This window comes from Chitinophaga rhizosphaerae (genome assembly GCF_003958645.1).
Classification (GTDB): Bacteria; Bacteroidota; Bacteroidia; order Chitinophagales; family Chitinophagaceae; genus Chitinophaga; species Chitinophaga rhizosphaerae.
The window spans coordinates 738,777-756,812 of sequence record NZ_RXLO01000002.1; the positions used below are offsets into that span (position 1 = coordinate 738,777).

Annotated in this window: 16 protein-coding genes; 8 read left to right on the forward strand and 8 right to left on the reverse strand. The window is 53.5% G+C overall.

Translation table 11 applies throughout. The annotated features are described in order from the left end of the window. Nucleotides 1-95 precede the first annotated feature (95 nt). Nucleotides 96-869, forward strand: a complete 774-nt coding sequence (locus EJ361_RS06710) for a CPBP family intramembrane glutamic endopeptidase (RefSeq protein WP_164714116.1) — start codon at nucleotides 96-98, stop codon at nucleotides 867-869. Between the two features lies 1 nt (nucleotide 870). On the opposite strand, the gene EJ361_RS06715 is transcribed toward EJ361_RS06710, so the two are convergent. The 4 genes from EJ361_RS06715 to EJ361_RS06730 all read right to left on the reverse strand — a co-directional run bounded on the left by EJ361_RS06715 (nucleotide 871) and on the right by EJ361_RS06730 (nucleotide 5,760). Beyond that, nucleotides 871-2,490, reverse strand: a complete 1,620-nt coding sequence (locus tag EJ361_RS06715) for a L,D-transpeptidase family protein (RefSeq protein WP_126244584.1) — start codon at nucleotides 2,488-2,490, stop codon at nucleotides 871-873. Between the two features lie 118 nt (nucleotides 2,491-2,608). Next, on the reverse strand, nucleotides 2,609-4,156 hold the full coding sequence (locus EJ361_RS06720; protein ID WP_126244585.1) for an Rne/Rng family ribonuclease: 1,548 nt from the start codon (nucleotides 4,154-4,156) through the stop codon (nucleotides 2,609-2,611). A 442-nt stretch (nucleotides 4,157-4,598) separates the two neighbouring features. Next, on the reverse strand, nucleotides 4,599-5,447 hold the full coding sequence (locus EJ361_RS06725; RefSeq protein WP_126244586.1) for a tetratricopeptide repeat protein: 849 nt from the start codon (nucleotides 5,445-5,447) through the stop codon (nucleotides 4,599-4,601). A 25-nt stretch (nucleotides 5,448-5,472) separates the two neighbouring features. Beyond that, nucleotides 5,473-5,760 (reverse strand): HU family DNA-binding protein, encoded by a 288-nt coding sequence (locus EJ361_RS06730; protein WP_029464490.1) that lies wholly within the window; start codon nucleotides 5,758-5,760, stop codon nucleotides 5,473-5,475. Nucleotides 5,761-5,994: 234 nt separating this feature from the next. Between EJ361_RS06730 and mutY the strand changes: the two genes are divergently transcribed. From mutY to EJ361_RS06760, 6 genes are all read left to right on the forward strand, one after another. Next, entirely contained in the window at nucleotides 5,995-7,044 is a 1,050-nt protein-coding gene (mutY, locus tag EJ361_RS06735; RefSeq protein WP_126244587.1) for an A/G-specific adenine glycosylase, read from the forward strand. Between the two features lie 165 nt (nucleotides 7,045-7,209). After that, nucleotides 7,210-7,686 (forward strand): single-stranded DNA-binding protein, encoded by a 477-nt coding sequence (locus tag EJ361_RS06740; RefSeq protein WP_126244588.1) that lies wholly within the window; start codon nucleotides 7,210-7,212, stop codon nucleotides 7,684-7,686. A gap of 156 nt (nucleotides 7,687-7,842) precedes the next feature. Then, entirely contained in the window at nucleotides 7,843-9,177 is a 1,335-nt protein-coding gene (gene gldE, locus EJ361_RS06745) for a gliding motility-associated protein GldE (protein WP_126244589.1), read from the forward strand. After that, a complete protein-coding gene (gene gldD, locus EJ361_RS06750) occupies nucleotides 9,174-9,767 on the forward strand; it encodes a gliding motility lipoprotein GldD (protein WP_126244590.1) in 594 nt (197 codons plus the stop codon). The genes gldE and gldD overlap by 4 nt, the downstream gene beginning before the upstream one ends. A gap of 7 nt (nucleotides 9,768-9,774) precedes the next feature. After that, the gene (locus tag EJ361_RS06755) at nucleotides 9,775-10,353 is read left to right on the forward strand and encodes a DUF3109 family protein (RefSeq protein WP_126244591.1); all 579 of its coding nucleotides are present in this window, start codon (nucleotides 9,775-9,777) and stop codon (nucleotides 10,351-10,353) included. Between the two features lie 92 nt (nucleotides 10,354-10,445). Beyond that, on the forward strand, nucleotides 10,446-11,825 hold the full coding sequence (locus EJ361_RS06760) for a LutB/LldF family L-lactate oxidation iron-sulfur protein (RefSeq protein ID WP_126244592.1): 1,380 nt from the start codon (nucleotides 10,446-10,448) through the stop codon (nucleotides 11,823-11,825). Nucleotides 11,826-11,878: 53 nt separating this feature from the next. Here EJ361_RS06760 and EJ361_RS06765 read toward each other — a convergent pair whose 3' ends face one another. Together EJ361_RS06765 and EJ361_RS06770 are read right to left on the reverse strand one after the other, a co-directional pair. Continuing rightward, nucleotides 11,879-13,312: a carboxypeptidase-like regulatory domain-containing protein gene (locus EJ361_RS06765; RefSeq protein ID WP_126244594.1), complete on the reverse strand. Its 1,434-nt coding sequence runs from the start codon at nucleotides 13,310-13,312 to the stop codon at nucleotides 11,879-11,881. Next, on the reverse strand, nucleotides 13,313-13,882 hold the full coding sequence (locus EJ361_RS06770; protein WP_126244596.1) for an RNA polymerase sigma factor: 570 nt from the start codon (nucleotides 13,880-13,882) through the stop codon (nucleotides 13,313-13,315). A 154-nt stretch (nucleotides 13,883-14,036) separates the two neighbouring features. Here EJ361_RS06770 and EJ361_RS06775 point away from each other — a divergent pair, with 154 nt between their 5' ends. Beyond that, nucleotides 14,037-14,393: a helix-turn-helix domain-containing protein gene (locus EJ361_RS06775; protein WP_126244598.1), complete on the forward strand. Its 357-nt coding sequence runs from the start codon at nucleotides 14,037-14,039 to the stop codon at nucleotides 14,391-14,393. A 59-nt stretch (nucleotides 14,394-14,452) separates the two neighbouring features. Here the strand turns inward: EJ361_RS06775 and purH are convergent, their stop codons facing one another. Both purH and EJ361_RS06785 read right to left on the reverse strand, forming a co-directional pair. Beyond that, nucleotides 14,453-15,970: a bifunctional phosphoribosylaminoimidazolecarboxamide formyltransferase/IMP cyclohydrolase gene (gene purH / locus EJ361_RS06780; protein WP_126244600.1), complete on the reverse strand. Its 1,518-nt coding sequence runs from the start codon at nucleotides 15,968-15,970 to the stop codon at nucleotides 14,453-14,455. A 12-nt stretch (nucleotides 15,971-15,982) separates the two neighbouring features. Next, nucleotides 15,983-18,022, reverse strand: a complete 2,040-nt coding sequence (locus EJ361_RS06785; RefSeq protein WP_126244602.1) for a ComEC/Rec2 family competence protein — start codon at nucleotides 18,020-18,022, stop codon at nucleotides 15,983-15,985. Between the last annotated feature and the right edge of the window lie 14 nt (nucleotides 18,023-18,036).

Here is an 18,036-nt window from a genome sequence, read left to right on the forward strand (position 1 = left end):
TCAACCGAGACTAGTCAACTACCCGAAGAAAATTTAGCTGCACTAATATGTATGTCAAAACAAGGCATGGTCTGTCATTGAATGGCGCATGGCAAATGCAGATCGCACTATTTGCCGGATGGATCATTCCCTGCGCGATCGTGTTCCTGGTATCTGGCATCAACCTCCTGCAATTTCCCGAACTGCTATCCTGGTTATACACCCTGGGCGGAGTGAGCGTCATCGCTTGCGCACTCGTCCGCAAGCGCGATAATTTCCAGTTCATGCCCCGGTTGTACATGACCGGCGAGCTTTTCCTGCTGTGCGTTTCCATGGCCATCGCGCTGGTGATGGTGAAAGACGGGTTGGGCAGCATCCTGCCGTTGCCGGTTTGGTCGGACATGAGTTTTACTTCGATCCGCATCGGCTCGCCGTTTTCCATCATTTGCACGGTCATGCTCATGGCGATGATGGAAGAAATACTGTTCCGGGGCATCATCATGGAAGCCCTCCTCCACCGCTACTCTCCCGGCGTTGCGCTCGTGCAGAGCGCGCTGCTGTATATGCTCGCACATCCCGACCCTTCGCAAATGCCCGGCGCCTTTCTCCTGGGGCTCGTGACCGGCGCGTTCTACCTCCGCTTCCGCGATCTTTGTCCGTCGATGCTCATACACGTGGCTTACAACGGCGCTTCCGCGCTCCTGCTCAATGTGGGCAGCCATCATTTCATCCAGCATTCGCCCGTGATGTATTATATGATGGTAGCCGGCTGCGCAGGCGCCCTCATCGCGGGTTACTTCCTCCTCCTACGCATTTCTCCCCCCAAATCAACGGCAAAAGCGGCCCCCCTTCCCGGGAAACCGCTTCTGCATACGGAACGTTCCGTCTGAATTATTTTCCGAACAGTAAAGCCGCCAGTTTCTTATCGTGGCCATACACGTCGTCCCGGAAATTGAGGCGCCCCTGGCTGTCGACCCACGCCGTGAAATACCCGATAAACACGGGGATCTTCTCTTTCACCGTAACATATTTTTCCTTGTTGGCGTTCATGGCCGCGTCGATCTTGGCGGCCGTCCAGCTGGAATCTTTCCGCAGCACCCATTCCGCCAGTTTTTTCGGTTCGGAAACGCGGATGCATCCGTGCGAGAAGGATCGCTTCGTTTCGTTGAACAATCCTTTCGACGGTGTGTCGTGCAGGTAAATGTTGTATTCGTTGGGGAAAAGGAATTTCACTTTGCCGAGCGAGTTGCTGGGCCCGGGTTTCTGCCTTACCGAAATGCTGTTCCCACTGCCCGACATTTCCATGTTATGCCGCGCCAGGTAAGCTTTTCCGCTCTTCCGTATGCCCGGCAGCACTTCTTTCCTCAGGATGCCCGGGGGTACGTTCCAGTAAGGACTGAACACGACGTATTTCAAATCTTTGCTGAAGATCACGGTGCTGTTGCCCTGCGTGCCCACCACCACGTTGCAGCTCCAGGCCAGCTTGCCGTCTTCGTATGCGTGCAGCCGGAATTCCGGGATGTTCACGAGCAGGTAATCGGTATTTACTTCCACCGGCACCCAGCGGATACGTTCCATGTTGAGGAGGATCTGTTGCATGTAGTGCTCCAGCGGCCGGTTCAGCGACGCCACGGTGCTTTCGCGGATAACGCCGTCTTCCTTCTGCCCGAAACGCGCCTGGTAGTTGCGGACGGCGCTGTCGAGTTGCGGCGTGAAACGGGAAGTGGTATCGTTGTCCTTGAAATCGCCATACATCCGCAGTCTTTTTTTCACGGCGGCGATGACGTTGGAATCGTCTCCCGATTTGTAGGTTTTCTTTTTCTCGATCCGGATAGAATCCAGCACGGGATTATCTTTCGCGAGTTTGGCGAGGCGTTGCAGCTCATCGCGCAGCAGTTTGTATTGGCGGTTGACGGGCTCGTTGGTAGCGATGGCCGTTTTCGGGTACCGGATAACGGAATCGAGGAGGCTTTCTACGTTTATTTTTTTGCGGGGGATGAACCACTCCAGGTCTTTGGAATTGTCGCTGGTCATACCGCCCCAGGTTTTCTGGGCGTATTCGAAGAATTGCCCGGTGAGGGAAATTTCGGTGATGCGATACAGTGAATCCTTACGGCTGAGCTCGCTGCCTTCGGCGCTAAGGGAATCGTATAGACGGAGGGCGGCAGATTTGTCGAGCGAGGAATCGCGGATGCCGGAGGCTTCGTCTTGCCGCATCATATTCATGAATCCGCCGGCTTGTTCGGTGAGGCCTGCGCTATCGATCCATGCGAAGTGGAAATCGCGTTTGCGGTAGAAGCCGAGGATGGATTCGCGGTAGGGTGCAAATTCCGCATGATGGTCCAGGAACGCCACAACCAGGTTACTGTCCATCGCTTCGGCGATGTATTCTTCTTTGGTGTAGTGCGTGGTGTCGCGGTTAATGCCTTCGCCCTGGGGTCTTTTCTGGCCTTGTTGGCAGGCCACGGCGAGGGCCACGAGCAAAGTGGGCAGTACGATTTTTTTCAGCATAGCGAAGTCGCATTTAGGAGGTATAACAATCTTCCGCCGGGTATGTTGCAAAGCGGGGGCCGGAATGCGGGCGGAGGAAAAAAAGGGCGCAACCGGCCGGGTGCGCCCTTTTCGAATATCAGAGCTTGATTTCTTCGTCGTTGTTATCGAAGAAGTGGTATTCCGTGAGATGGTAGTTGGAATCTGCACGGAGCTTGATCCATTTCCTGTACGCGAAGTACCATTTCCACTGGCGGCTGCGGAGCCATCCTTTGGTGAGGTAAGCGTAGAGGATGGGGTGCACGCGGATGGTGAGACCTTTGTGCTGGTGGTTGAGGAGATACTGGAGGTTCTTCTCGATATCTTCCACGATGAGCATGGAAGCGCCGATTTTGCCGGTGCCTTTGCAGGTGGGGCAGTCTTCGGCGACGGAAATGGTGATTTCCGGTTTCACCCGTTGGCGGGTGATTTGCATGAGACCGAACTTGGAGATGGGCAAAATGGTGTGTTTGGCCCTGTCTGGCGCCATGAATTTCTCCATGGCTTCGTATACGTTCTTTTTGTTCTCCGGCAGTTTCATATCGATGAAATCGATGATGATGATGCCGCCGAGGTCGCGGAGGCGCAGCTGCCGGGCGATTTCCGCTGCGGCTTCCAGGTTGGACGCGAGGGCGTTTTGTTCCTGGTTGTTGCTGGAGCTTTTGTAGCCCGAGTTCACGTCTATGACGTGGAGTGCTTCCGTGGCTTCGATGATGAGATACACGCCGGAGTCGAGGTTGACGGTTTTGCCGAAGGAGGCTTTTACCTGCCGGGTGACGCCGAAGTGGTCGAAGATGGGGGCGCCGTTGTGGTAGTAGGTGACGATGTCCTGCTTTTCGGGCGCTATCTTCTGGATATACGTTTTTGTGTCGGTGTAAATATTTTTATCATTGATGACGATCCTGTTGAAGGATTCGTTCAGCAGATCGCGGAGGATGCTGGTGGTTTTGGTCTGTTCGCTGAGGATTTTTTGCGGGGCCTGACCGTTCCGGAGGTTTTCCTGGATGGTTTGCCAGGTGTTCACCAGGGTGGTGAGGTCTTCGTGGAGCTCGGCGGTTTTCTTGCCTTCGGCGGCGGTGCGGACGATAACGCCGAAATTGGGCGGTTTGATGGCTTCGACGATCTTCTGGAGCCTTTTCCGTTCTTCGGAGGAGTGGATCTTTTTGGAGACGGCCACGATATTGTTGAACGGGGTGATGACGATGAATCTGCCCGGGAGGGAGATTTCGCAGCTGAGGCGCGGGCCTTTTGATGAAATGGGCTCTTTTAGGATCTGTACGAGGATGTTGGGTTTTCCGCCGAGGACTTCCGTGATTTTACCGGTTTTGATGATTTCGGGTTCATTTTTGAATTTGCCGAAGTCGAAAGCGCCGGATTTATCGGAGATGGCCTGGTTGGTGAACTTCAGGATGGATCGGATGTACGGGCTGAGGTCGGTGTAATGGAGGAAGGCGTCTTTTTCGAACCCTACGTCTACGAAAGCCGCGTTCAGGCCTGGGATGAGTTTTTTTACTTTGCCTAAATAAAGGTCCCCCACTGCAAAATTTGGATTGCCGCTTTCGTGATGCAGCTCTACCAACTTCTTATCTTCCAGCAATGCAATTTCAACACCGGACGGTGCTGCATTTATAATCAATTCCTTATTCAAGCGTCAAATTTTTATCCATAAATACTTTCACTTTATGCCATCCTCTCGGTGCTCTGTGGGTTGACAAGGGGGTACAGCATTCCCGGTTGTAGCCGGTGGTTGGCGGCTTACACGTCGTCTAGAGGGGATTGCAAAGGGTTCAGTGATATACAGGTATCCGTGGTGTCTGCGGGGCTGACTACGAAAACAACCTGCATGACACTAGCAATTTAATGATTAATGCTAACATCATGCAGGATTGCATTAAAAAATTTATCGCGCAGCCCCTCCGGCTATCTATATGCTTAGTATAAATGGCGGGGAAACAGGAGAATTATTTCTTGCCTTTCTTGTGGCGGTTCTTTCTCAGTCTTTTCTTACGCTTGTGGGTTGCGATTTTATGTCTCTTTCTTTTCTTTCCGCAGGGCATACGCTTGTAATTTTTTTAATGTTTTATAAAATACTATTTAATACTTTTTATGTATTCGTCGATCTCGGCCGCCAAAGCGGGGTCTTTGATCATTTTGCGGCACTGCCGGAGCAGGTCTACCGCTTTTTCGTTTTCCCCTTTGCTCTGGTAGGCTACCGCCTGGAGGAAAAGGGCTTTGGGTTCGTTGGGCGTGCGTTCGAGGACTTTGTCCATTCTTTCGATCGCCTTATCGAACTGGCCGGATTTGATGGAGAAATTTGCCAGGGTGAGCTGAGCGTCCAGGAAATCCGGGTTCTTTTCTGCCACTTCGCGGAGGATGCCGATGCCTTTCATGGGCTCGCCGGTATAATCCACGATGAGGGCTCCTTTTCTCAGTTTCAGCGTATCGTTGCCGGGTTCCAGGGCGATGGCCCGGTCGAGCAATTCAAGCGCGGATGAAACTTCCCACAATTTCACCGCAGGGTCCTGGGTGTGTGAAAGGTGCTCTAAAAATAAATTGGCTGCAAAGGTGAGATTTTTTCCGGAATTTTCCAACTTGGCTGCTTCTCCGGCATAATGTGCGGCGATGGGCGCCTCGTTGAGGCCGTCCCAGAGGAGGTAAAGCTGGCGGTAGGCATTGATCTGCTGCGTCTGCACGTCTCCGCGCACTACAGCATTTTCCAGCCGGGAGATCTCTCCCAGCCTTTCGGCAGGAACCCGTTCCTTGGCCTTCTGCAATAAGTCCTTGAAATCCGCTGCAGTAGCGGCATTTCCTTGTGGCATAGCCATGCCGGTAGCGGCATGGTCGTGATCATGCACCTTCGGCGAAATTCGGCCGAACGCGAACAAAGCGATAACTGCGGCAACGCCGAGGCCAATCAGCAATAGTTGATTTCTTTGCACCCTATTCCAATATTAGGATGCAAATCTATGAACTTTTAAGCTTCTTTACCTCTGCAACAAATTCTTTCGACGGTTTAAACGCCGGAATGTAGTGCTCGGGGATCTCCACGGCCACATTCTTCTTGATGTTGCGCCCGATTTTAGCAGCCCTTTTCTTGGTAATAAAGCTGCCAAATCCGCGGATGTAGATATGTTCGCCATTCGCTAACGCCTCCTTCACTTCCTTGAACATGGCTTCGAGTGTTACTAACACATCTACTTTCGGGATGCCGGTTTTTTCAGCAATGTTGTTAATCAAATCAGCTTTTCTCATAATGAAGCGGAGGATTACTTGTTTTCAAAGTTAAATAAAAAATTTTAATCGCTCTATTTTCAAGCAAATAAAATTTAATATTTTTTATTATAGATAGCAGGTTATAAAAATACGTTTATTTGCGTTATTTACCAACCCGTAAATCATTGCAACACAATACTATCAAAGGTTTCGGGACAGCGAATATATACAAATCAATCGACATATATAAATTATTTTGTGCAAATGGCCGATATGAAGCAATTTTTTACCGCGGGTATCCTGGCCTGGAATGAGCTGCAGAACGACCGGTCCATGCCCTGGAAGCAGGAAAAAGACCCCTACCGCATCTGGCTCTCCGAGATCATCCTCCAGCAAACCCGCGTGGAACAGGGCCGCCCCTACTACGAACGCTTCATTTCCGCCTACCCCTCCATCACCGAACTCGCCGACGCGCCCGACGAAGAAGTTTTCCGCCTCTGGCAAGGCCTCGGATACTACGCCCGCTGCAAAAACATGCTCGCCGCCGCCCGCACCGTGGCCCGCGACCAGAACGGCCGCTTCCCCGACACCTACGAAGGCATCTCCGCACTCAAAGGCGTAGGCGCCTACACCGCCGCCGCCATCGCCTCTTTCGCGTACAACCTCCCGCACGCCGTACTCGACGGCAACGTGTACCGCGTACTGGCGCGGTTCTTCGGTATCGACACACCCACGGATACCACCGCGGGCAAAAAACTTTTCACTCAACTTGCCCAGGACGTACTTCCCGTGCAACAGGCCGGCACTTATAATCAGGCGATCATGGACTTCGGGGCCGTCGTCTGCAAACCACAGACTCCACTCTGCAAATCTTGCCGGTTATCCTCCCAATGCGTAGCTTTTCAAAAAGGATTAACAGATCTCGTTCCTGTAAAATCCAAAAAATTACGCATAAAAAAAAGATATTTCTATTATTTGTTGCTAGGCAAAGGCTCACTGCGGTACGTCCGCAAGCGGACCGGCAAAGACATCTGGGAAAACCTCCACGAATTCCCCATGATCGAGACCCCCGCACCCGTCACCGATGCCGAACTGCTCGCCTCCCCTGCTTTCCGCGCCCTGGTAGGCCCCGGCGCCGTTACAATAGAGCAGGCCTTCCCGGAAAGGAAACAGCAGCTCACCCATCAAACCATCCACGCCCGCTTCCTGCGGATCGGGCCGGAAAAGGCCATTTCGCCCCCCGAAGGCTTCCGCGCCGTGAGCGCAGCAGAACTCGAACTGCTGGCTTTTCCGAAGATCATCGTCGATTTCCTGAAAGGATGACGAACGGGCCGCACTCCGGTACCATTCATTTATAACGACTTATAAAAAATATTCGTGCCCTCGGCCGATAATTTTTTGTGTACCCGATTAGAAAAAACATTAACTTTAATAAGGTTGACCGTGAGATGATTTTTTAAACATAGGACAGAATTAAAACCTACAATTATGAGAGGTGTTAATAAAGTAATCCTGATTGGCAATCTTGGCAGAGACCCCGATGTTCAGTTCCTGGAAGGCAACATAGCAGTGGCAAAATTCTCACTGGCCACTACGGAAACTTTCAAAGACCGCGCCGGCAAGCTGATTTCCCAGACAGAATGGCACACAGTCGTGCTCTGGAGGGGCCTGGCAGAGCTGGCCCAGAAATACCTCCACAAAGGAAGCCTCGTGTACATCGAGGGGCGCCTCCGCACCCGTAGCTGGGAAGACAAGGAAGGCAACAAGAAATTCGCCACCGAAGTAGTGGGCGATAACCTCGTGATGCTCGACAAGCGGATGGACGTCGGCAATGGCGACCATGCCATTTCCCACGGCTCCGGCTCCTCCTCCGCGCAACAAAGCGGCCCCGGCCACCATGGCGAAGGTTTCCCCGGCATCGAGATCCCGCCCATGGGCGAGGCTGCCGACGATCTACCGTTTTGAAAAACCACCCCGGGGCAAGGCCCGCTCCTTTTCCTTGCCGTATCGGGACATTCTTTATATTTGCACGCGGGAAAGCGATTCACCTCTCCAAGACCTGAATTACTTTCCCCTTATTTTTGACCAAAGCTCATCATCTTGGCTTATTTTTCGGCTAGCATGCTACCGTTACTGAATGTTTTCCTGCAAAACCCGGCGCCGGCCGCCGCCCCCGATGTGAATGTCCTGGTGTTCCTGCTGGTCATTTTCATTCTGCTCCTGCTCACCTTCATCGTGTCTGGCGCAGAAGTTGCCTTCTTTTCACTGAATTACAAAGACCTTAACGTCCTCAAAACCAGGCAGAACAATGCCGGCCGCACCATCACGCGGCTGCTCGAAAAGCCAAAATCGCTGCTGGCATCCCTCCAGATCGCCAACGTCCTTTTCAATATCGCTTTCATCTTCATCGCCAATTACCTCATTTACCAGGTAGAGTCGCTCCAGGAGCTGGCCGTGGTTTCCTTCGTGGTCCGCATCGCCATCATCACCCTGGTCCTCCTTTTTTTCGGACAGATCCTCCCCCGCGTGTGGGCCACCCAGAACAACATGCGCTTCGCCACCTATTTCGCCTGGCTGGTACATCTCATCCACGCCACGTTCGAACCGGTGAGCAATTTCTTCGTCAACCTCAGCGAAAGCATCGAGGCACGCCTCTTCCACCGCAACACCAAACCCATCAATTACCGCGAGATCGACGAAGTGATCGAGATGAGCGTGGAGCCAGGCGCGTCGCAGGAAGAGAAAAACATCGTCCGCGGCATCCTCAAATTCGGCAACATCGCCGTGAAACAGATCATGCGCACACGGCTCGATGTGAACGGACTGGAGTTCGACCTCCCTTTCAGCGAAGTCACCAAACACGTGGCCGACCTTCATTATTCCCGGCTTCCCGTGTATAAAAATAACCTCGACACCATCGTGGGCGTGATCCACACCAAAGATCTGCTGCAGCACCTGGGGAAAGGGGACTCGTTCGACTGGCACGAAGTGATGCGCCAGCCGTTTTTCGTCCATGAACACAAGCTGATCGAAGACCTCCTCAACGAATTCCAGACCCGCCACATGCATTTTGCCGTGGTGGTAGACGAATTCGGCGGCACTTCCGGCATCGTGACCCTGGAAGACATCATGGAGGAAGTGATCGGGGATATCAAAGACGAGTTCGACGAAGAAGAATTCAACTACAATAAAGTCAACGACCATACCTATGTGTTCGAAGGCAAGACCATGCTGAACGACGTGTGCCGCATCCTGAACATCGCGCCCGATACCTTTGAACAGGTAAAAGGCGAAAGCGATTCCATCGGAGGCCTCATCCTCGAGCTTTCGGGCAAATTCCCGGAAGAGAACAGCGTCATCAGCTACGGCAACTTCGATTTCACCATCCTGGAAGTCACTAAAATGCGCATCCAGAAGGTACAGGTCAGCATCAAATCAGACATCGAAACGGAATGAAACGCCTCCTCCCGCTCCTGACTTTCGCCTTTATTTTCGCAGCTTGCCAGCAACGCGGCCACACGCCCAAACCGAGGGGCTATTTCCAGATCGATCTTCCCGAAAAGCATTACCAGCTGTTCAATGAGCCTGGATACCCGTATACTTTCGAGTATCCGACATATGCCCGGATCGTGAAAGACACCCTGTTTTTCGACGAAAAAGCGGAAAATCCCTGGTGGATCAATATCGAAATCCCCCAATTCGACGGTAAAATCTACCTCAGCTACAAGCAGGTGGGTAAAAATAATTCGCTGGACAAGCTGGTGAACGACGCGTTCAAACTCACCTACAAACATACTTACAAAGCGGAATCCATTGAAGAAGAAGCCATTACGACGCCCAACGGCGTTTCGGGCCTGTTTTACGAAGTGGCGGGAAACGCAGCTTCGGCGAAACAGTTTTTCGTGACGGATTCCAGCAACCATTTTCTGCGCGGAGCGTTGTATTTTTACGCCCAGCCGAATGCGGACTCCCTGGCACCGGTAACCCGGTTCGTGGAAGAAGATATGCGGCACCTCGTGAACACTTTGAAATGGAGACCAAACTGAGAGCAAGATGATAGTGATCGATGACAAATACATCAGCGATGATGTGGTCGAGAAAAATTTTGTATGCAACCTGAACGCCTGCAAAGGCGCCTGCTGCGTAGCGGGCGATTGCGGCGCGCCGCTGGAGGAGCCGGAACTCGAAACCCTCCGTCGCATATACCCTTCCATCAAACCGTACCTCCGCGAAGAAGGCATCCGCGAAATCGAAGCCACAGGCCTTCATACCTGGGACGATGAGCACGGCCACGTTACGCCCATCGTCAACGGCGCCATCTGCGCCTACGCCGATATCGACGAAAACGGCCACGTGGGATGCGGTATCGAAAAAGCCTGGAAAGCCGGCGCCACCGATTACCGGAAACCCATTTCCTGCCACCTCTATCCCATCCGCATCACAAAATACGAATCCTTCGAGGCCGTCAACTACGACAAATGGAGTATTTGCAAACCCGCCTGCAAACTCGGAAACCAGCTGCAGGTACCGGTTTACAAATTCCTGAAGGAAGCCCTCGTCAGAAAGTACGGTGAAGATTTTTACAACGTCCTCGACCAGATCGCGACAGGTCAGTACAGCACGGAAGAATGAAACTTTGATAGCATCTTTGCAAGGACCTGTACAATAGGCTCAATCTTTGCGTAACGGGTCCAGCAGTAGACATTTTGACTATATTTACAGCCATGAATAAAACGGCCAGCACATTTCTCAACGAAAGTGAAGTTAAAGCGGCGGATCTCGGCCACCGCAATACGATCAATTTCAACATCGGCAAATACAACGCCGCGGTCAAGAACGGCAAGATGCAGTTTGCTGACCTGACCACCGCCCGCGAACGGGCGAAAAACGTGAAATGGCGCGCCATCGAGAACCTCGACAAGCACCTGGAGGAATTCGAAATGAATTTCATCAAAAGGGGCGGAAAGGTGATCTGGGCCGAAACGGCGGAACAGGCGCGGGAAGAGATCCTCGCCATCTGCAAGGCCAAGAACTGCAAATCCGTGGTGAAAAGTAAATCGATGGCCACGGAAGAAATCCATCTCAACGACTTCCTGCAAGAACATAATATCGAAAGCATAGAAACGGACCTGGGCGAATACATCCAGCAGCTGGACGAAGAGCCCCCCTACCACATCGTTACGCCGGCCATGCACAAAAGCGCACAGCAAGTGGCCGACCTGTTCCACGATAAACTGGGAACCCCCTCTACGCTTACGCCCGAGCAACTCACGCTCGTAGCCCGCGACAAGCTCCGCCAGAAATACCTGGAAGCGGAAGTGGGCATCACCGGCGCCAACTTCGTCATCGCCGACATCGGCGGTATCGCGGTAACGGAAAACGAGGGCAACGCCAGGCTGACGACTTCCTTCCCGAAAACGCACATCGCGCTGATCGGGATCGAAAAAGTGCTGCCTTCCATCAACGATCTCGCCCTTTTCTGGCCGCTGCTCGCGACATACGGCACAGGCCAGCAGATCACATCCTACAACTCCGTTTTCTCCGGCCCGCGCCAGGAGGGCGAAACGGATGGTCCTGAGGAGATGTACGTCATCTTCCTCGACAACGGCCGTACCAACCTGCTCAAAGACGTGGAAGCCCGCGAAGCCCTCTATTGCATCCGCTGCGGCTCCTGCCTCAACGCCTGCCCTGTGTATAAAAACATCGGCGGCCATACTTACAAAACCACTTACAGCGGTCCCATCGGCTCGGTGATCACTCCGCATCTGAAAGGGGTCGGCGAATACATGCACCTCAGCTATGCATCGTCGCTATGCGGCAACTGCACGGAAGTATGCCCCGTTCGCATCAACCTGCACGAACTGCTGCTCCACAACCGTCATAAAGCGGTGGAAGAGCATCATACCGGCGGCGGCGAAAAACTGGGCTGGTTCGGCTGGAAACAGGCTTGCCTCAGCCGCAGGATGATGAACCTCGTGGGTGGGAAGACAAAGAATTTCGTGATCGGCAAACTGTTCGGCAGCGCCTGGGGCGACGATGAGCGCGGGCTCCCCATTTTCGCGGCGAAATCTTTCAACCAGCAATGGAAGGAACGGAAGAAATAATTGATTGGATTGCTTGAATAATAGTGGAAAGGCCGGCGTTTTGCCGGTCTTTTTTATTTCATGGGGATGAGCTTCACCGGCACGTTGATCTCCGCTTTACGTTTACGCCCGCTCACCGGCACCCATTTGGGGCCTTCTTCTACCCGTTTTACGGCGGCTTCGCCTGCTGCGGGATGGAAAGGACGATCGGCTTTTACGTTGTGGAGGGAACCGTCGGGATATACCAGGAACGTAACCCGCACTTCGCCGGAAAGCGAGTCGCGCAGCGCCGCTACGGGCACCGGCGGCAGGAAGTCGAGATATTGGCGGTAAGCAGCCTGGCCCAGGCCTGGCAGAGGCACAGCCCGGCCCCTGGTGCCTCCTGTCAGGATCGATTCAGACAAGGCGTTTTCGGCGGTCGGAAGATAAATATCGAGCGAATTATTGTTTTCAGGGACATTTACGACCGTGTTTTTGTATCCGAGCAGCGATACGTCGAGGCTGGTGCGGGCAGCGGACTTGACCGTGAAGGCAAACTGACCTGCACTGTCTGTCATCACGCGTTTATTGGTAGAACGTTCGTGCACGATGGCACCGCGCATGAGCTCCCCGGTAGACGCGTCGAGCACTTTGCCGCTGATGAGGCGGAGGTCGTGCGCTTCGTGATAAGACGAGTAATTGGACTCCACACCCGCTACTTTGCCTTGCGTTTTGCTGGCGATATCATCTGACTGCAGGTTTTTCCTCATCAATTCGGAAGGCTTCCGGCCGATGTAAATCGTATCGGTGACTTTTGCCTTGTTGACTGATCCAGCTCCGTAAGTGGCCGCTGGCGGAGGAGGTGGAAGCGTAAGCGTGCGAGCAGGCGCCGCCGCCAATGCGGGTGCAGCTTCCGCGGTATTATCACCGGCAACGCGGGAGGGTTGTGTTTTATGGAAATCCGTGGACCGGGCCCTGTCTTTCTCTTCCGTAGCGCGTTGGCGGGTCGCTTTTGCTTTGCGGGACGCTGTCACGGTTTTCTTTTCCGGTTGTGGCGAGGGTTGATCGCTGGCGGAATTGGCTACGATAGCCTGGGTGGTTCCCGGCTGTGCGGCGGCGGGAGCCGGCGGGGCTAGCGGCGTGGCGGAGTCCCGGGCTTTGGGGGCCGCGGGGAATTCCTGGGCCACATCTTTCACGGAGGGGCCGCGGTTGATGAGAAATACGGCGGAAATAGCGATAAGGAGCAATATGCTTGCAGCGGCCAGCCAGCGGCGGTCGATGCGGCGAACGGCGCCTGTAGGTGTAATGGGCGGTTGTGCCACGCGTTGCTGCAGGCGGGCGCGGAGATCGTTCAGTGCGGGCTCCTGGGCATGGGGGCTTTTGCCATATCCCTGGATCGCTTCGGCCAGGAAGGGGTCTTCCAGGGCCTGGCGCTCCAGGGCGTGCATGGTTTTATCGTCCAGCTCGCCTGCCAGGTACCGGCGGATCATGTCCGCAGTGGGCTCGATATGTTTTTTCGGCGTTGCCATTTATTTTTTCTCCATACAGATCTTCAGGTTTCTCTTTCCGTTCTGGATGTAGCTTTTCACTTTATTCATGTCGTAACCGGTGATTTCGGCTACTTCGCGATAGCTTTTTTCCTGCAGGTAAAACAGGTCTACGCTCTTTTTCTGTTCTTCGGGCAGGTGCTCCATACAGCGCTCCATGGCCTGGAGGTTATCTTCCAACCCGTTACCACTATCCGGATGAAAAAATGGCCCGGATTCCACAAATCCCTCATCATCCATTTCCACGATCCTGCCCCGGGTGCCGGCGGCGCGGAGCTTCATGAGACAATGATTCCTGGCCAGGACGTGCAGCCACCCTCTAAACGATTGAATTTCATGCTGTTTCACCTTTCCTATCAACTCTTCGAAAATCTGCATGACGGCATCTTTAGCGCTGTCTTCGTCCAGGTATTTGAGGCAAACACCGTATACGAGGTCCATATACCGCTCATAGAGCGCAGCCAAAGTCTCCAACTGACCGGATTCCTTGTATTCCCGGACCAGCGCGGCGTCATCGGCTTCCTTCCTCGTATGTTGCTGTATAAAGGGCATTTGCTGTGGGGCAATAGTACAAAATTATTGATTGTGTAGAAATTACTTTGCTTTAACGCACAAACTCATTTACATAAACTACTGTTAACCAATACCTAACATCCAGACAAGAAGCAATTCAAGAAATTGTAGCCCACATAAATTATTTGTAAGCATGGATCAAGTTGATCAAAGCGATCTGGCGGCAGCAGTTGCGGAAAAGGAGCGGATTTTTTTCGAAAAAAGAAGGAAAACCATTCAGCGCAAATTAAAAGAATTCAATCTTACACAGGAAGAACTCGGTTTCTTACTTGGTCATAAAAGTAAGACGCATATGTCGGAATTGATTAACGGTGTTAAACCATTTACACTCACTGATATCGTCGTTATAAGCAAGATTTTCAAATTAGAAATTGATCTGTTAATTCCAAAATACCTGACGTGCGACAAAATTTACAGGATCTATTCCGCAATTGATTTAATTAATAAGCCGAAGCTAAATACCGTGAAACGCGAACTTGCATTTTGCTAAAATAGAATGGCCGCCCAATCGGGCGGCCATTCTTATTAAAAGTTCGTCTATTCTCAGATTTAGTGACGGAAGTGACGCATGCCCGTAACGATCATCACCATGCCGTTTTCTTTGGCAAAGTTGATGGAATCGGCGTCGCGGATGGAACCGCCGGGCTGGATCACAGCGTTGATGCCTTCTGCATGTGCGATGCGAACGCAATCGTCGAAGGGGAAGAACGCGTCAGACGCCATGGCAGCGCCTTCCAGGCTGAAGTTGAATTGCTTGGCTTTCTCGATCGCATGACGGAGCGCGTCGATGCGGGAGGTTTGGCCACAGCCTTTGCCTACGAGCTGACGATCTTTCACCAGCGCGATGGCGTTGGATTTGAGGTGTTTGCAGACGATGTTGGCAAACTCCAGGTCGGCACGCTGCGCAGCAGTGGCGGGTTGAGCACCGGTATCGTTCCATTCTTTGTAGCTGCCTTCGTCGTTATCCTGCACCAGTACGCCGTTCAGCACGTTTTTGAGCATGCTGGGAGACTTCAGGGGCTGTTTTTGCAAAAGAAGGATGCGGTTCTTCTTCGCCTGGAGGATTTCCAGTGCTGCGGGCTCAAAGCCGGGGGCAATGAGGATTTCGAAGAAAATCTCGTTGATGGATTGCGCTGTAGCCGCGTCTACCACTTTGTTGCAGGCGAGTACGCCGCCGAAGGCGGATTCCTTGTCGCCGGCGAGCGCGGCTTCCCAGGCTTCGGAAAGCGTTGCACGGCTGGCGATACCGCATACGTTGGTGTGTTTGATCACGGCGAAAGTGGTTTCGCTGAATTCGGCGATCAGCTGAACGGCCGCATCTACGTCTACCAGGTTGTTATAGGAAAGCTCCTTGCCGTGGAGCTTGTCGAACATTTCCGTGAGATTGCCATAGAAAACGCCTTTCTGGTGAGGGTTTTCGCCGTACCGGCAAACCTGGCCACGGGGAACGGAAAGCTGGAAATAATCTTTCCCTTCCTCGTTACGCATCCACCAGGAAGCGATGGCAACGTCGTAATGCGCGCAAACTTCGAACGCTTTGGCGGCGAAGAAGCGGCGCTGTTCCAGCGTGGTGGCGCCTTTGCCTTCTACCAGCACCTGCTCCAGTGAACCGTACTGGTCTTTGGAAGCCACGATCACCACGTCTTTATAGTTCTTGCCGGCTGCACGGATGAGGGAAACACCGCCGATGTCGATCTTCTCGATGATGGCTTGTTCTTCGGTCGTGCTTTTAACGGTTTCTTCGAAGGGATAGAGGTCCACGATCACGAGGTCGATCTCGGGAATCTCGTACTGGGCGAGCTGCTCCAGGTCCTGCGGGTTTTCCCGGCGGGCGAGGATGCCACCAAATACTTTCGGGTGGAGGGTTTTCACGCGGCCGCCGAGGATCGACGGATACGCGGTCAGGTCTTCCACAGCTACGCATTTCACACCGAGGTCCTCGATGAATTGCTGCGTACCGCCAGTGGAATAAATGGTTACGCCCTGCTGGCCCAATGCTTTGACGATATTCTCCAGGTTGTCTTTATAGAAAACGGAGATCAAAGCGGATTTGATTTGCTTCTGCATGCACAGTAATGATTAGAGATTTACGACTAAGGCTCCTTCGTCCGGAACCGAAAAGCAGCGCAAAGTTAGTTCCTTACACGCATTTTTCCATTCCCCTAGCCGGAATGAAGGCACGGAAGCGTCAAAAATCAGGAGGTCATATATGAAATATTCATGCAAGCGACTGATATTGACATCCGCTTTATGTGACAATAAAATATAATCTATCTTAATTTTTACGGCAGGTGGACGAGCCGGTAGTTTCCCGTCGAGCACCAGGAGCCGCTTCTCCCCGAGGATCACCAACTTTCTCCCCGGCACAAACGAAAATCCGTTCACATTCCAATACCACCCGGCTCCCTGCAAAGCACTCGTTCCCTGCAGCGTGCTATCCCCGACGTACCATCCTTCACGCCCATCCACACACGCCACCAGCGTCGATTTGGGAATATTCATCACCACGAGCCGCCGTTGTGCGGAGGCGTTTATTTTCTCCCAGCCGTGCATCGCCGACCACACCGCCATCAAAATGCCCGCACCCCACATCCAGCGCTTCTTTCCTACCGCCCCCGCCGCCACAAACAATGCGATTACCGCATACAACATTATCGTTTCCGCCAGGGTGATCCGGATCCGGCTCCATACCGCGCCCGGAAGATCGCCGAGCCAACCGATGACGGCGTTCATCCCTCCGACCCCCCATCCCACGGCCCACCCTACCCGATCCGCCGCCCAATCCCAACCCGAAACTGCCATCAGCAGCAGTTCTCCGTACAGCAACATCGTGCTCCATGGCACCGCCACCAGGTTGGCCGGCAGGAAATACACCGGGAACTGCCGGAAATAATACAGGCACACCGGCAATGTGAACACCTGCGCCGCCAGCGAAACCGCGGCCAGTTGCCAGATTTTGTCGAGCCACGACCATCGGGGCAACCAAACCCCGTACAGTGGACGGTAACAAATTTGTATACCCGCCACTGCGAGAAACGACAGTTGAAAACCCGCGTCCCCCAAAAACGAGGGCTTCGCCGCGACCAGCAGGAAAGCCGCCGCCGCCAGGTTATTGTAAGGAGAAACATGCCTGCTGATGAGAAAGCTCCCCGCCGCGATGGCCGTGAACATGACGGCAGATCGCAATACCGACGCCGAAGCCCCCGTGAGCAGCGAGAAAAACCAAAGTACCGCGATCAATAATAAAGCCCGCAAAACATTGCCCCATCTACGTTTTGGCAACCATCGCAACAAGGCGACACCGCCCAGGTAAATCAACCCCAAATGCAGTCCGGATATGGCAATGATATGCACGACGCCCGTATTCGTGTAATCCCGAACCACATCCGCGTCGAGGTTGGCGCGATACCCCACCAGCAAGGCTTCCGCGATACCGGCGCGCTCCTTCCCCGGCACATGGCGCTGCAACGTCCGCAACGTATACGCATGTGCGTTGTACAGCCATCGCTCCGGCAGGGTAAGCCCGTTCCCCGGGAGCCGCCACCACTGCGCCTTTGTAACGAACGCCCGGTGAAAAATCCCGCGGCGCGCGCAATACGCCGCATAATCGTATCCGCCCGGATTCCCAGCATTCCGGATGGGCTCCGCACGTGCGCAGGCAAAAAGCCGGTCGCCTGGAGCAGCCTTCGGATCATCGGCGAAATACAGGATGATGGCCCCTTCCGCCGGTATCGCCCGCCCGTTTTCCCACACGCTTTCCAGCCTGCATTCCGCTTTCCAGGATCGGGCTTTCTGCTGCGGCGCTTCCGTCAGCGTCAGCGCCATCTGCAAGGTATCTTTCCCCCAATGCCCGATCCATTGCGGATCCTGGCGGATATCCGTTGCCACGGGCAACATCATCCCCACACAAAAAACCGTTCCCGTCACGCCCGCTCCCTGGAACCAACGCAGGGCAAACCGTGCACGAAGTTTCAGCAACGGCGGCACGGCCCAGCAAAGCAGGCAGCACGTCATAATGATCCAGGGAATGGCGGGAACGAACGTCCCGGTAATGGCTCCTGCCGCCAAAAACGGCAACAGGCGCAGGAAAGGCGCAACTTTCCACGAGTGGTTTTTCATCGGTCACAAACAAT

Excerpts from the sequence above, each read along its gene's own strand:
- EJ361_RS06710 (WP_164714116.1), top strand. The coding sequence starts at position 96 with ATGCAGATCGCACTATTTGCCGGATGGATCATTCCCTGCGCGATCGTG.
- EJ361_RS06715 (WP_126244584.1), bottom strand. The coding sequence starts at position 2,490 with ATGCTGAAAAAAATCGTACTGCCCACTTTGCTCGTGGCCCTCGCCGTG.
- EJ361_RS06730 (WP_029464490.1), bottom strand. The coding sequence starts at position 5,760 with ATGAGAAAAGCTGATTTGATTAACAACATTGCTGAAAAAACCGGCATC.
- mutY (WP_126244587.1), top strand. The coding sequence starts at position 5,995 with ATGAAGCAATTTTTTACCGCGGGTATCCTGGCCTGGAATGAGCTGCAG.
- EJ361_RS06740 (WP_126244588.1), top strand. The coding sequence starts at position 7,210 with ATGAGAGGTGTTAATAAAGTAATCCTGATTGGCAATCTTGGCAGAGAC.
- gldE (WP_126244589.1), top strand. The coding sequence starts at position 7,843 with ATGCTACCGTTACTGAATGTTTTCCTGCAAAACCCGGCGCCGGCCGCC.
- gldD (WP_126244590.1), top strand. The coding sequence starts at position 9,174 with ATGAAACGCCTCCTCCCGCTCCTGACTTTCGCCTTTATTTTCGCAGCT.
- EJ361_RS06755 (WP_126244591.1), top strand. The coding sequence starts at position 9,775 with ATGATAGTGATCGATGACAAATACATCAGCGATGATGTGGTCGAGAAA.
- EJ361_RS06760 (WP_126244592.1), top strand. The coding sequence starts at position 10,446 with ATGAATAAAACGGCCAGCACATTTCTCAACGAAAGTGAAGTTAAAGCG.
- EJ361_RS06765 (WP_126244594.1), bottom strand. The coding sequence starts at position 13,312 with ATGGCAACGCCGAAAAAACATATCGAGCCCACTGCGGACATGATCCGC.
- EJ361_RS06770 (WP_126244596.1), bottom strand. The coding sequence starts at position 13,882 with ATGCCCTTTATACAGCAACATACGAGGAAGGAAGCCGATGACGCCGCG.
- EJ361_RS06775 (WP_126244598.1), top strand. The coding sequence starts at position 14,037 with ATGGATCAAGTTGATCAAAGCGATCTGGCGGCAGCAGTTGCGGAAAAG.
- purH (WP_126244600.1), bottom strand. The coding sequence starts at position 15,970 with ATGCAGAAGCAAATCAAATCCGCTTTGATCTCCGTTTTCTATAAAGAC.
- EJ361_RS06785 (WP_126244602.1), bottom strand. The coding sequence starts at position 18,022 with ATGAAAAACCACTCGTGGAAAGTTGCGCCTTTCCTGCGCCTGTTGCCG.